This is a genomic window from Niallia oryzisoli (assembly GCF_036670025.1).
GTDB lineage: Bacteria > Bacillota > Bacilli > Bacillales > Cytobacillaceae > Bacillus_BD > Bacillus_BD oryzisoli.
Genome location: NZ_CP137640.1, coordinates 121,264 through 134,436, shown reverse-complemented (window position 1 = coordinate 134,436; position 13,173 = coordinate 121,264). Strand labels below are relative to the sequence as shown.

At 40.5% G+C, this 13,173-nt stretch carries 14 protein-coding genes; all 14 read right to left on the bottom strand.

Annotated features, from left to right (window positions below):
- Nucleotides 1-2 precede the first annotated feature (2 nt).
- The 14 genes from rpsC to rpoC all read right to left on the bottom strand — a co-directional run bounded on the left by rpsC (nt 3) and on the right by rpoC (nt 13,064).
- Nucleotides 3-659 carry a 30S ribosomal protein S3 gene (gene rpsC, locus R4Z09_RS00680; RefSeq protein ID WP_338450525.1) on the bottom strand — a complete coding sequence of 219 codons (657 nt, stop codon included), beginning with the start codon at nt 657-659 and terminating at the stop codon, nt 3-5.
- A gap of 3 nt (nt 660-662) precedes the next feature.
- Nucleotides 663-1,004 carry a 50S ribosomal protein L22 gene (gene rplV / locus R4Z09_RS00675; RefSeq protein ID WP_071396711.1) on the bottom strand — a complete coding sequence of 114 codons (342 nt, stop codon included), beginning with the start codon at nt 1,002-1,004 and terminating at the stop codon, nt 663-665.
- Nucleotides 1,005-1,022: 18 nt separating this feature from the next.
- Nucleotides 1,023-1,301 (bottom strand): 30S ribosomal protein S19, encoded by a 279-nt coding sequence (gene rpsS, locus R4Z09_RS00670; protein ID WP_338450524.1) that lies wholly within the window; start codon nt 1,299-1,301, stop codon nt 1,023-1,025.
- A gap of 60 nt (nt 1,302-1,361) precedes the next feature.
- Complete coding sequence (gene rplB / locus R4Z09_RS00665; RefSeq protein WP_338450523.1) at nt 1,362-2,192, bottom strand: 50S ribosomal protein L2; 831 nt, start codon at nt 2,190-2,192, stop codon at nt 1,362-1,364.
- Nucleotides 2,193-2,221: 29 nt separating this feature from the next.
- Nucleotides 2,222-2,506 (bottom strand): 50S ribosomal protein L23, encoded by a 285-nt coding sequence (gene rplW, locus R4Z09_RS00660; RefSeq protein WP_071396714.1) that lies wholly within the window; start codon nt 2,504-2,506, stop codon nt 2,222-2,224.
- The gene (gene rplD, locus R4Z09_RS00655) at nt 2,506-3,129 is read right to left on the bottom strand and encodes a 50S ribosomal protein L4 (RefSeq protein ID WP_338450522.1); all 624 of its coding nucleotides are present in this window, start codon (nt 3,127-3,129) and stop codon (nt 2,506-2,508) included. Before rplD ends, rplW begins: the two co-directional genes overlap by 1 nt.
- A gap of 25 nt (nt 3,130-3,154) precedes the next feature.
- Nucleotides 3,155-3,784, bottom strand: a complete 630-nt coding sequence (gene rplC / locus R4Z09_RS00650; RefSeq protein ID WP_338450521.1) for a 50S ribosomal protein L3 — start codon at nt 3,782-3,784, stop codon at nt 3,155-3,157.
- Between the two features lie 36 nt (nt 3,785-3,820).
- Nucleotides 3,821-4,129, bottom strand: a complete 309-nt coding sequence (gene rpsJ, locus R4Z09_RS00645; protein WP_071396717.1) for a 30S ribosomal protein S10 — start codon at nt 4,127-4,129, stop codon at nt 3,821-3,823.
- Between the two features lie 418 nt (nt 4,130-4,547).
- Complete coding sequence (tuf, locus tag R4Z09_RS00640; RefSeq protein ID WP_338450520.1) at nt 4,548-5,735, bottom strand: elongation factor Tu; 1,188 nt, start codon at nt 5,733-5,735, stop codon at nt 4,548-4,550.
- Nucleotides 5,736-5,855: 120 nt separating this feature from the next.
- A complete protein-coding gene (gene fusA, locus R4Z09_RS00635; RefSeq protein ID WP_338450519.1) occupies nt 5,856-7,934 on the bottom strand; it encodes an elongation factor G in 2,079 nt (692 codons plus the stop codon).
- A 50-nt stretch (nt 7,935-7,984) separates the two neighbouring features.
- Nucleotides 7,985-8,455, bottom strand: coding sequence for a 30S ribosomal protein S7 (rpsG, locus tag R4Z09_RS00630; protein ID WP_338450518.1), 471 nt, complete (start codon nt 8,453-8,455; stop codon nt 7,985-7,987).
- Nucleotides 8,456-8,492: 37 nt separating this feature from the next.
- On the bottom strand, nt 8,493-8,915 hold the full coding sequence (gene rpsL, locus R4Z09_RS00625) for a 30S ribosomal protein S12 (RefSeq protein ID WP_071396721.1): 423 nt from the start codon (nt 8,913-8,915) through the stop codon (nt 8,493-8,495).
- A 102-nt stretch (nt 8,916-9,017) separates the two neighbouring features.
- On the bottom strand, nt 9,018-9,266 hold the full coding sequence (locus R4Z09_RS00620; protein WP_338450517.1) for a 50S ribosomal protein L7ae-like protein: 249 nt from the start codon (nt 9,264-9,266) through the stop codon (nt 9,018-9,020).
- Nucleotides 9,267-9,464: 198 nt separating this feature from the next.
- Entirely contained in the window at nt 9,465-13,064 is a 3,600-nt protein-coding gene (rpoC, locus tag R4Z09_RS00615; RefSeq protein ID WP_338450516.1) for a DNA-directed RNA polymerase subunit beta', read from the bottom strand.
- Nucleotides 13,065-13,173 lie beyond the last annotated feature (109 nt).

Below are 13,173 nucleotides of genomic sequence, written 5' to 3'. Positions count from 1 at the left end.
AATTATTTGCCTCCTTCCTCAGTATTCTTTCTTGCAGGAAGGACTTCACCTTTGTAAATCCATACTTTTACGCCAAGTTTACCGTATGTTGTATCAGCTTCTGCTGTAGCATAGTCGATATCTGCACGTAAAGTATGAAGAGGAACAGTACCTTCACTATAAGATTCAGAACGAGCAATATCAGCACCGCCAAGACGACCAGATACCATTGTTTTGATACCTTTTGCACCAGCGCGCATCGCACGTTGAATTACTTGTTTTTGAGCACGACGGAATGATACACGGTTTTCTAATTGACGAGCAATATTTTCCGCAACTAATTTCGCATCGATGTCAGCTTTTTTGATTTCAAGAATGTTAATGTGAACACGTTTGCCAGTAAGTGAGTTTAATGCTTTACGTAAAGCTTCAACTTCAGTTCCGCCTTTACCGATTACCATACCAGGCTTAGCAGTGTGGATAGTAATATTTAAACGGTTAGCAGCACGTTCAATTTCAACTTTAGAAACTGAAGAGTCTTTCAAACGCTTTGTAATATACTCACGTACTTTAAGGTCTTCGTGTAATAGATCAGCATAGTCTTTGCCTGCGTACCATCTTGATTCCCAATCACGGATAACACCGATACGCAAACCGACTGGATTTACTTTTTGACCCACTAATTATCCCTCCTTCTTTTCTGATAAAACGATTGTAATATGACTAGTACGTTTGTTAATTTGGCTAGCGCGGCCTTGTGCACGTGGACGGAAACGTTTCATTGTTGGTCCTTCGTCAACAAAAGCTTGAGCTACAACTAAATTATTAACGTCCATTTCATAGTTATGCTCGGCATTTGCCATAGCTGAATTTAATACTTTTTCTACGATCGGAGAAGCAGCCTTTGGAGTAAGTTTTAAAATGGCTACTGCTTCGCCAACTTGCTTTCCTCGAATAAGATCTACGACTAAACGAGCTTTACGAGGAGCAATACGAACTGTTCTTGCAACAGCTTTAGCTTGCATTAGAATGCCCTCCTCTCATTAACGTCTTGTTTTCTTATCGTCATTTCCATGGCCTTTGTATGCACGTGTTGGAGCAAATTCTCCAAGTTTGTGTCCGACCATGTCTTCAGTAATATATACAGGTACATGTTTACGACCATCATAAACGGCAATAGTATGCCCAATAAATTGTGGGAAGATCGTAGAACGACGAGACCAAGTTTTAACAACTTGCTTACCACTCGTTTCGTTTAACTTTTCGATCTTTGTCATTAAATGCCCATCAACAAAAGGTCCTTTTTTCAAGCTGCGACCCATATTTGAACCTCCCTTCGTGATTGCTCTACGGCCCCATCGTTGAACCGTAGGTCAACCCCGTTATTTTTTACGACGACGAACAATAAATTTATCTGACTTGTTGCTTTTCTTACGAGTTTTGTAACCAAGAGTTGGTTTACCCCATGGAGACATAGGTGATTTACGTCCGATTGGAGAACGTCCTTCACCACCACCGTGTGGGTGATCGTTAGGGTTCATTACAGATCCACGAACAGTTGGGCGCTTACCTAACCAACGAGAACGACCTGCTTTACCGATGTGAATAAGTTCATGCTGCTCGTTACCAACTTGACCTACAGTTGCACGGCAAGTAGCTAAGATCATACGAACTTCTCCAGAATTCAAACGAACAAGAACATATTTACCTTCTTTACCAAGTACTTGTGCAGATGTACCTGCTGAACGAACTAATTGTCCGCCTTTACCTGGTTTAAGCTCGATGTTGTGAATAACTGTACCAACTGGAATGTTTGCTAATGGAAGAGCATTTCCTACTTTAATGTCAGCATCTGGTCCTGACATAATTTCTAAACCTACTACTAGGTTTTTTGGAGCTAGGATATAACGCTTTTCTCCATCTACATAATTGATTAACGCGATGTTAGCAGAACGATTTGGATCATACTCAATTGTAGCAACGCGTCCTGGTATGCCATCTTTATCACGTTTAAAATCGATTACACGATATTGACGCTTATGGCCACCACCTTGATGACGAACTGTTAACTTACCTTGGTTGTTACGGCCGCCTTTTCTATTTAAAGGCTGAAGTAAGGATTTCTCTGGTTTATCAGTAGTGATTTCAGCGAAATCAGACACTGTCATGCCGCGACGACCGTTGGAGGTAGGTTTGTACTTTTTAATCGCCATTCTATTTCCCTCCTCTACTTATTTTAAATTTACGCTTCAAAGATTTCGATTTCTTTACTATCGGCTGTTAACTTAACAATCGCTTTGCGGCGTTTATTTGTATAACCACCGAATTTACCCATGCGCTTGAATTTACCTTTGTAGTTCATGATGTTTACTTTTTCAACATTCACACCAAAAATTTCTTCAACGGCATCTTTAACTTGAGTTTTGTTAGCTTTAACATCAACTTCAAAAGTATATTTCTTATCAGCCATTAAATCAGTAGAACGTTCAGTAATAACGGGGCGCTTAATGATATCGCGTGCATCCATTATGCAAGCACCTCCTCTACTTTTTCAACTGCAGCTTTAGTCATGATTAATTTATCATGATTAAGAACATCTAGTACATTGATTCCATTAGCAGTTAATACTGTTACTCCTGGAAGGTTACGAGCAGATAGTGCTACGTTCTCATCAAGATCAGCAGTTACGATTAGTGCTTTAGAATCAACTGAAAGTGCACTTAGTACACCTTTAAAATCTTTTGTTTTTGGAGTTTGGAAAGCTAGGCTTTCTAATACTAATAAGTTTTCATCTAGCACTTTAGATGATAACGCAGATTTAATCGCTAAGCGACGAACTTTTTTTGGTAATTTGTAGCTGTAGCTGCGTGGTACTGGACCAAATACTGTACCGCCCCCACGCCATTGAGGTGATCTAATTGAACCTTGACGCGCACGTCCAGTTCCTTTTTGACGCCATGGTTTGCGTCCACCGCCAGATACTTCAGAGCGGATTTTAGTTTTATGTGTTCCTTGGCGTAGTGATGCTCTTTGCATGACAACTGCTTCGAATAACACATGTTGGTTAGGCTCGATACCAAATACAGATTCATTAAGTTCGATTTCACTAACCTTTGAACCGTTTTGGCTATATAAATCTACTTTCGGCATTCTTATTTCCTCCTTTCCAGTTTAATTACTTTGCTTTAATCGCACTTTTAATTTTTAATAAAGCTTTTTTAGCCCCTGGTACATTACCTTTGATTAAAAGAAGGTTACGTTCAGCATCAACCTTAACGACTTCAAGATTTTGTACAGTTACTTGTTCTCCACCCATACGACCAGGTAATAATTTACCTTTGAACACACGGTTTGGAGCAACTGGACCCATTGATCCAGGACGACGGTGATAACGAGAACCGTGAGCCATTGGGCCGCGTGATTGTCCATGGCGTTTAATTGAGCCTTGGAATCCTTTACCCTTTGATACACCTGTTACATCGATTACATCGCCTTCTGCGAAAATATCAACTTTGACTTCCTGACCAACTTCATATGCTGCTAAGTCAACTCCGCGGAATTCGCGAACGAAGCGCTTAGGAGCAGTATTTGCTTTAGAAACGTGTCCTTTTTCAGGTTTGTTAGATAGCTTTTCGCGTTTGTCTTCAAAACCGATTTGGATTGCTTCGTATCCATCAGCTTCAGCTGTTTTCTTTTGAAGAACCACGTTATTAACAGCCTCAACAACTGTTACTGGAATAAGGTCACCATTTTCTACGAATACTTGAGTCATACCGATCTTTCTTCCTAAGATTCCTTTGGTCATTAGTCACACCTCCTAATTATTAGTTAATTATGTTTATTATAATTTAATTTCGATATCAACACCGGATGGTAAATCCAAACGCATTAATGAATCAACAGTTTGTGGTGTTGGATTAATAATATCAATTAAACGCTTGTGAGTACGCATCTCAAATTGTTCACGAGAATCTTTGTACTTATGAACCGCACGTAAAATCGTGTATACAGATTTCTCGGTCGGAAGCGGAATCGGACCAGATACAGCTGCACCAGAACGTTTCGCAGTTTCAACAATCTTTTCAGAAGATTGATCAAGAATTCTGTGATCATATGCTTTAAGTCGGATACGAATTTTTTGTTTTGCCATTATTTTCCCTCCTTTATCGCCTATTTTAAAATAGACATTCTCCGCAGAAATATCCCTACACACTCGCCATGGCAAAGCGGCCGGGTGTGTCGGCAACCTCCTGCATCATCGCAGTCGAAAACCAACATTGTCTATTATACAGAAAAGAGTTAAGAAAAGCAACAGTAATTATTATTTCTTTCTCTCTCTCGAACACTTTTCCTATTATAATGGGTTATGTAGCAAATTTCAAGTAAGATTAAAGGATTTTAGATTGGTACCTTTGCCTATTTTTTGTCAGAATGGAAAATGAACAGTATACAAATTTTAACTAATATATATAAGAAGAAACAAGTACAAACATTTACTCTTTAAAGTTACATTTAAAATACAAAAAAACAGATGGGTCGTCACCCATCTGTTTTCTATTAAATAGTTATTACTCAGAGATAGTTGCAACAGATCCAGCGCCTACAGTACGGCCACCTTCACGGATTGAGAACTTAGTTCCTTCTTCGATAGCGATTGGAGCGATAAGTTCTACAGTCATTTCGATGTTATCGCCAGGCATAACCATTTCTACGCCTTCTGGAAGTTGGATGATACCAGTTACGTCAGTTGTACGGAAGTAGAACTGAGGACGGTAGTTTGAGAAGAATGGAGTGTGACGTCCACCTTCTTCTTTAGATAATACATATACTTGTGCTTTAAATTTTGTGTGTGGTGTAATTGAACCTGGTTTAGCTAATACTTGACCACGTTGGATATCTTCACGAGCAACCCCACGAAGAAGTGCACCAATGTTATCTCCAGCTTCAGCATAATCAAGAAGCTTACGGAACATTTCAACACCAGTTACAGTAGTTGATTTTGGCTCTTCAGTTAAACCGATGATTTCGATTACGTCACCAACTTTAACTTGTCCACGCTCAACACGACCTGTAGCAACAGTACCACGACCAGTGATTGAGAATACGTCCTCAACAGGCATCATGAATGGTTTGTCAGTGTCACGAGTTGGAGTTGGGATATACTCATCTACTGCAGCCATAAGTTCGATGATTTTTTCTTCCCATTCTGCTTCACCTTCAAGAGCTTTAAGAGCAGAACCTTTAACAACTGGAATATCATCGCCAGGGAAATCGTATTCAGATAATAGATCACGAATTTCCATTTCAACTAATTCTAATAATTCTTCATCGTCAACCATATCACACTTGTTCATGAATACAACAAGGTAAGGTACACCTACTTGACGAGAAAGAAGAATGTGCTCACGAGTTTGTGGCATTGGGCCGTCAGCAGCAGATACTACTAGGATACCGCCGTCCATTTGAGCAGCACCAGTGATCATGTTTTTAACATAGTCAGCGTGTCCTGGGCAGTCAACGTGTGCATAGTGACGGTTAGTAGTTTCATACTCTACGTGAGAAGTGTTGATTGTGATTCCACGCTCTTTTTCTTCTGGAGCGTTATCAATTTGATCATAACCGCGTGCTTCACCGCCGCCTGCTTTTGCAAGAACAGTTGTGATTGCAGCTGTTAAAGTAGTTTTACCATGGTCAACGTGACCAATTGTACCAATGTTAACGTGTGGCTTAGAACGATCGAATTTAGCTTTTGCCATTAGGAAAATCCTCCTTTAATATAAAAAAGTTTAAGTATTTTTAATGACTGCAGGGAAGGGGCCCCTTCCCACAGCTTAACTTACATAAGTAGTTATACTTGAAATAATAGGTAAAATCAATTATTCACCTTTATTTTTTTTGATGATTTCTTCAGAAATTGATTTTGGTACTTCTTCATAGTGATCAAAGTGCATAGAGAATACTCCACGTCCTTGTGTACTAGAACGAAGTGATGTTGCATATCCAAACATTTCTGAAAGTGGAACCATTGCTTTTACAACTTGTGCGTTTCCGCGTGCTTCCATACCTTCAACACGTCCACGACGAGCTGTAATTTGACCCATGATATCTCCTAAATATTCTTCAGGAATAACAACTTCAACCTTCATAACAGGTTCAAGGATAACTGGGTTACATTTTGATGCAGCGTTCTTCAATGCAAGTGAAGCTGCAATTTTAAACGCCATCTCACTTGAGTCGACATCATGGTATGAACCGTCAAATAACTTAGCTTTAACGTCAACCAATGGGAATCCTGCTAATACACCTCTTTGAAGTGAATCTTCAAGACCTGCTTCAACAGCCGGTATGTATTCACGAGGGACAACCCCACCAACGATTGCATTTTCAAACTCAAAGCCTTTACCTTCTTCATTTGGAGAGAACTCAATCCAAACATGTCCGAATTGTCCACGTCCACCAGATTGACGAGCGAATTTACCTTCAACTTGTGCAGATTGGCGGAATGTTTCACGGTAAGAAACCTGTGGAGCACCGACATTTGCTTCAACCTTGAATTCGCGACGCATACGGTCAACGATGATATCTAAGTGAAGCTCACCCATACCAGCAATGATAACTTGTCCAGTTTCTTGATCAGTATGAGCTCTGAATGTAGGATCTTCCTCTTGAAGTTTTTGTAAAGCTGTTGTCATCTTATCTTGGTCGGCCTTTGATTTTGGTTCAACTGAAAGTTGGATAACAGGCTCTGGGAATTCCATAGATTCAAGAATAACTAGATTCTTTTCATCACAAAGAGTATCACCAGTTGTTGTATCTTTTAAACCAACTGCAGCTGCAATATCTCCAGCGTAAACCTCAGAGATTTCTTGACGGCTGTTTGCGTGCATTTGCAGGATACGTCCTACACGCTCACGCTTACCTTTTGTAGAGTTTTGTACATATGATCCAGATTGAAGTGTACCAGAGTACACACGGAAGAATGTTAATTTACCTACATAAGGGTCTGTCATAACTTTGAAGGCTAGAGCTGAGAATGGCTCTTCATCACTTGAATGACGTTCTATTACTTCATCAGAATCTGGTAGAGTTCCTTTGATTGCTGGAACATCAAGTGGTGATGGTAGGTAATCTACAACTGCGTCTAACATTTTTTGAACACCTTTGTTCTTGAATGCAGATCCGCAGATAACCGGATAGAATTCAACGTTACAAGTACCTTTACGGATAGCAGCCTTTAATTCAGCTGTTGTAATTTCTTCTCCGCCAAGATATTTTTCCATTAGATTCTCATCTAACTCAGCAACTGCTTCTAATAATTTTTCGCGATATTCTTCAGCTTGATCTTTGTAAGCTTCAGGAATTTCAACTTCTTGCATATCAGTACCAAGATCATTTACATACATAGTTGCTTTCATTTCAACTAGGTCGATAATTCCTTCGAATTGATCTTCTGCTCCGATTGGTAACTGAATTGCATGGGCATTTGCTTGCAGACGCTCATGCAATGTACCTAATGAATAGATAAAGTCCGCTCCAAGCTTATCCATTTTGTTAACAAATACAACACGTGGAACGCCGTATGTTGTTGCTTGACGCCAAACTGTTTCAGTTTGCGGTTCTACACCTGATTGAGCATCAAGAACAGCTACTGCACCATCAAGAACACGAAGAGAACGTTCAACTTCAACAGTGAAGTCTACGTGTCCTGGTGTGTCAATGATGTTAACGCGGTGACCAGCCCACTGCGCAGTAGTCGCAGCGGAGGTGATCGTAATACCACGTTCTTGTTCTTGTTCCATCCAGTCCATTTGAGATGCACCTTCATGTGTTTCACCGATCTTATGGATACGGCCTGTATAATAAAGGACACGCTCAGTGGTTGTTGTTTTACCGGCATCGATGTGAGCCATGATGCCGATATTACGTGTATTTGCTAAGGAGAACTCTCTTGTCATATTGTATTTCTCCTTCCTTGTTTGAGGATGTTTTTAGAATTAAGTTAATTTTACCAACGATAGTGAGCGAAAGCTTTATTAGCTTCAGCCATTTTGTGAGTGTCCTCACGTTTCTTAACAGATGCACCAGAATTGTTAGCTGCATCTAGAATTTCGTTAGCTAAACGCTCTTCCATTGTTTTCTCACCGCGAAGACGAGAATAGTTTACTAACCAACGAAGACCAAGTGTCGTACGGCGATCAGGACGCACCTCAACTGGTACTTGGTAGTTTGCACCACCAACACGGCGTGCTCTTACTTCAAGAACAGGCATGATGTTTTTAAGCGCTTGATCGAATACTTCCATTGGCTCTTTGCCAGTACGCTCGCGAATGATATCAAATGCAGAATATAGAATCGCTTGTGATTTACCTCTTTTACCATCGATCATCATTTTGTTGATCAGGCGAGTAACAAGCTTTGAATTGTAAATAGGATCTGGTAACACGTCTCTCTTTGCTACAGGACCTTTACGTGGCATATTATTTCCTCCTTTCAAGAAGTGTTATTATCTTAGATTATTTTTTTGCAGGTTTTGGTCTCTTTGTACCGTATTTCGAACGTCCTTGCATACGGTTGTTAACTCCAGCAGTATCTAAAGCACCGCGGACAATGTGGTAACGTACCCCTGGTAAATCTTTTACACGTCCACCACGGATTAACACAACACTGTGTTCTTGTAGATTGTGTCCAATACCAGGAATGTAAGCAGTTACCTCGATTCCGTTAGATAAACGTACACGGGCATATTTACGTAACGCTGAGTTTGGTTTTTTCGGTGTCATTGTACCAACACGAGTACAAACCCCACGTTTTTGAGGTGATGTTAAGTTTGTTTGAGATTTCTTAAAGCTGTTGTACCCTTTGTTAAGTGCTGGTGATTTTGACTTTTCCACGATTGTTTGGCGTGGTTTACGTACTAATTGATTAATAGTAGGCATTTTAAGTTTCCTCCTTTCACAAATTTCTTAAGCCCACACATCCAGGTGGACCATTTTAAAGTAAAAACAAAGTCTTTGCAGAACAATTCTACAAAAACATTATTAACTAATAATCGCTACAACTGCTGCCCCTACTTTTATACCACATGTCTTGCCGAGTTTATTCATCGATTCAACATATGTTACTGGAACATTTACTTCTTCTGCCTGTGATACGATTTTCGTCGTCAACCTAGGATCCGCATCCATCGCAACCAGTACTTCAGAAATGCTCACAGTTTTAAGAGCTCTTGCAGTTTGCTTTGTTCCTATGATAATGCTTTTTGCCAGATATACTTTTTCATAAGACATTAAAATATCCTCCAAAGTATCCGGGTATTAGGAGCACCTTTAGAATATTATCACTTCGAGTCAACGATGTCAACATCGTTATTGCTTTTTTTTAAAACTATATAAATATATGTGCAGTACTGAGTTTCTGCCGATAAATACGAACTTCTTAGATAACAGTGATACAGCACTCCTTTGAAGGGAGTGCTGTATCTCCATTTACTCTACTGTTACTGGACTTTCTGATACTTCCTCGTTTGTATATGGTTCAGCTCTGCGATAACGTGACATTCCAGTTCCTGCAGGAATTAATTTACCTATTATTACATTTTCCTTCAGGCCTAGTAATTCATCACGTTTTCCTTTGATCGCTGCATCTGTAAGAACTCTCGTCGTTTCTTGGAAGGACGCAGCAGATAAGAAGGAGTCTGTTTCCAGAGAAGCCTTTGTAATACCAAGTAACACAGGACGCCCGGTTGCCGGCATTTTACCTTCGAGCAATGCCTTTTCGTTAGCATCCGTGAATTGATGTATGTCGAGAAGTGTACCTGGAAGTACATCTGTTTCACCAGCTTCGATCACACGGACTTTACGGAGCATTTGACGAACCATAACCTCAACGTGCTTGTCGCCGATTTCAACACCCTGCATTCTATATACCTTTTGTACTTCTTTAAGCAGGTACTCTTGTACGGACATAACATCTTTTACCTTGATTAATTCCTTCGGATCGATAGAACCCTCTGTTAGCTCTTGACCTCTTTCAACATGGTCATTAACAGCAACCTTTAATCTAGCTGTATATGGTGCTGTATATGTTCTAGTTTCTAATTGACCTTGAATCACAATCTCATGCTGACGATCACGGCCTTCGTTAATACCTACAACAACACCATCAATTTCAGTGATGACTGCTTGGCCTTTTGGATTACGCGCCTCGAAAATTTCCTGGATACGCGGTAAACCTTGAGTGATATCATCTCCGGCAACCCCTCCGGTATGGAATGTACGCATTGTTAACTGTGTACCTGGCTCACCGATAGACTGTGCGGCGATAATACCAACCGCTTCACCCACTTCAACCTCTTGGCCTGTTGCAAGGTTACGACCATAACATTTTTTACATACGCCATGGCGGGTATTACATGTAAAGGCAGAACGAATCCAAACCTGTTCAATATTGGCCTTCATGATTTCAACAGCTAGATCCTCTGTTATTAAACTGTTTTCCGGTACAATCACTTCTTTTGTTTCCGGATGTTTAACTGCTTTTCTAGTATAACGGCCGATCAATCGTTCATCTAAGGATTCAATAATTTCAGTACCGTCTTTTAATGCAGAAATCAGCAAACCACGGTCTGTTCCACAATCATCCTCGCGGACAATAACATCCTGCGCAACATCAACAAGACGTCTTGTTAAGTAACCTGAGTCAGCCGTTTTCAACGCTGTATCGGCAAGTCCTTTACGTGCTCCGTGTGTAGAAATGAAGTATTCCAATACGGTTAAACCTTCACGGAAACTTGAGATGATTGGTAACTCAATAATACGTCCAGCCGGGTTGGCCATCAATCCACGCATACCTGCAAGCTGAGTGAAGTTTGATGCGTTACCACGGGCTCCGGAATCACTCATCATAAAGATTGGGTTCGTATTTTCCAAGGAGTCCATCAGCTTTGATTGAATTGTATCTTTCGCAGCACTCCAAATGGAAATTACACGGTCATAACGCTCATCTTCAGTAATTAAACCACGTCTAAACTGCTTTAAGACATTTTCTACTTTTTTATGAGCTTCATCAATAATTTCTTTCTTTTCACCTAATACGACGATATCGGCAACCCCAACCGTAATTCCGGCCTTGGTAGAATATTTAAATCCAAGATCCTTCATACGGTCAAGCATTCTTGACGTTTCAGTGATTTTAAAACGTTTGAACACTTCCGCAATGATATTACCTAATATCTTTTTCTTAAACGGATCAACTAGAGGCATACTTTCAATATGCGCCTTTACATCCGTACCAGGATCAACAAAGTACTTCGCAGGCGTTTCTATTTCAAGATTACTCTTAGTCGGCTCATTTATATAAGGGAATGATTTAGGTAAAATTTCATTGAAGATCAGTTTTCCTACTGTTGTGATTAACAGCATTTTATTCTGCTCTTCCGTAAATGTCGGGTTATTAAGCGAGCTTGCACGTACGGCAATACGAGTATGCAGGTGTGCATAACCATTTTGGTACGCTAACAGCGCTTCGTTAATATCGTTAACGATCATTCCTTCTCCAACATAACCTGCACGTTCAAGCGTTAAATAATAATTTCCTAAAACCATGTCCTGGGATGGCGTAACAACTGGCTTTCCATCCTTCGGGTTCAAGATATTCTGTGCAGCAAGCATTAATAAACGTGCTTCCGCTTGCGCTTCAGATGAAAGCGGTACGTGTACAGCCATTTGGTCACCGTCAAAGTCCGCATTATATGCTGTACATACAAGCGGGTGCAGACGGATAGCTCTTCCTTCTACAAGCGTTGGTTCGAATGCCTGAATTCCCAATCTATGCAGTGTTGGGGCACGGTTAAGAAGAACTGGGTGCTCTTTAATAACCTCTTCTAAGACATCCCAAATCTCAGGCTGTACTCTTTCAATTTTACGTTTAGCTGATTTAATATTATGGGCTAATCCCTTTTCAACAAGCTCCTTCATCACGAATGGCTTGAAAAGCTCCAATGCCATTTCTTTTGGAAGACCGCATTGGTACATTTTAAGGTTTGGACCAACAACGATAACCGAACGTCCAGAGTAATCCACACGTTTACCTAATAGGTTTTGACGGAAACGTCCTTGTTTACCTTTTAACATATGTGAAAGAGATTTAAGAGGTCTATTACCAGGACCTGTTACCGGACGGCCTCTGCGTCCATTATCGATAAGAGCGTCAACAGCTTCCTGCAGCATACGCTTTTCATTTTGGACAATAATACTTGGCGCTCCTAAATCCAATAAGCGTTTTAAACGGTTATTACGGTTAATCACACGACGATATAAATCGTTTAAATCTGATGTTGCAAAACGACCTCCGTCAAGCTGAACCATCGGACGTAGCTCAGGAGGTATCACTGGCAGAACATCAAGAATCATCCATGATGGCTCATTGCCTGAACCACGGAATGCTTCAATTACTTCAAGGCGCTTAATCGCACGGGTACGACGCTGCCCTTGTGCTGATTTCAACTCTTCTTTCAGCATATCGGCTTCCTTTGTTAAATCGATATCTGAAAGGAGCTTTTTAATCGATTCTGCACCCATTGATGCTTGGAACTTATTTCCGTACTTTTCACGATATGCACGGTATTCCTTCTCTGATAAAAGCTGTTTCTTCTCAAGAGTTGTATCCCCTGGATCCGTTACAACGTAAGAAGCAAAATAGATAACCTCTTCCAATGCACGCGGAGACATATCCAATACAAGTCCCATACGGCTTGGAATTCCTTTAAAGTACCAAATATGTGATACAGGAGCAGCTAATTCAATATGCCCCATACGTTCACGACGTACTTTAGCACGAGTAACTTCAACACCGCATCGGTCACAAACTACACCTTTATAGCGAACACGTTTGTATTTACCACAATGACATTCCCAGTCTTTTTGCGGTCCAAAAATACGTTCGCAAAATAAGCCGTCCTTTTCTGGCTTTAATGTACGATAGTTAATCGTTTCTGGTTTTTTCACTTCACCAAAAGACCATGAGCGAATTTTATCTGGTGATGCCAGACCTATTTTCATAAACTCAAAATTATTTACATCAAGCAAGGGGCCTACCTCCCTTTTCTTCTCCGGGTTATACCCTAATGCCCCCTTTACAGGATAGATGGTATTTTACTATCCATCTATTCCGTAACGGGGGATTTTGAAAGCCGTT

What these genes read in the sequence shown, in the direction of transcription:
- rpsJ (WP_071396717.1), bottom strand. Translation starts at nt 4,129, where the DNA reads ATGGCAAAACAAAAAATTCGTATCCGACTTAAAGCATATGATCACAGA.
- rpsG (WP_338450518.1), bottom strand. Translation starts at nt 8,455, where the DNA reads ATGCCACGTAAAGGTCCTGTAGCAAAGAGAGACGTGTTACCAGATCCT.
- fusA (WP_338450519.1), bottom strand. Translation starts at nt 7,934, where the DNA reads ATGACAAGAGAGTTCTCCTTAGCAAATACACGTAATATCGGCATCATG.
- tuf (WP_338450520.1), bottom strand. Translation starts at nt 5,735, where the DNA reads ATGGCAAAAGCTAAATTCGATCGTTCTAAGCCACACGTTAACATTGGT.
- rpsS (WP_338450524.1), bottom strand. Translation starts at nt 1,301, where the DNA reads ATGGGTCGCAGCTTGAAAAAAGGACCTTTTGTTGATGGGCATTTAATG.
- R4Z09_RS00620 (WP_338450517.1), bottom strand. Translation starts at nt 9,266, where the DNA reads ATGTCTTATGAAAAAGTATATCTGGCAAAAAGCATTATCATAGGAACA.
- rplD (WP_338450522.1), bottom strand. Translation starts at nt 3,129, where the DNA reads ATGCCGAAAGTAGATTTATATAGCCAAAACGGTTCAAAGGTTAGTGAA.
- rplC (WP_338450521.1), bottom strand. Translation starts at nt 3,784, where the DNA reads ATGACCAAAGGAATCTTAGGAAGAAAGATCGGTATGACTCAAGTATTC.
- rplB (WP_338450523.1), bottom strand. Translation starts at nt 2,192, where the DNA reads ATGGCGATTAAAAAGTACAAACCTACCTCCAACGGTCGTCGCGGCATG.
- rpsL (WP_071396721.1), bottom strand. Translation starts at nt 8,915, where the DNA reads ATGCCTACTATTAATCAATTAGTACGTAAACCACGCCAAACAATCGTG.
- rplV (WP_071396711.1), bottom strand. Translation starts at nt 1,004, where the DNA reads ATGCAAGCTAAAGCTGTTGCAAGAACAGTTCGTATTGCTCCTCGTAAA.
- rplW (WP_071396714.1), bottom strand. Translation starts at nt 2,506, where the DNA reads ATGGATGCACGCGATATCATTAAGCGCCCCGTTATTACTGAACGTTCT.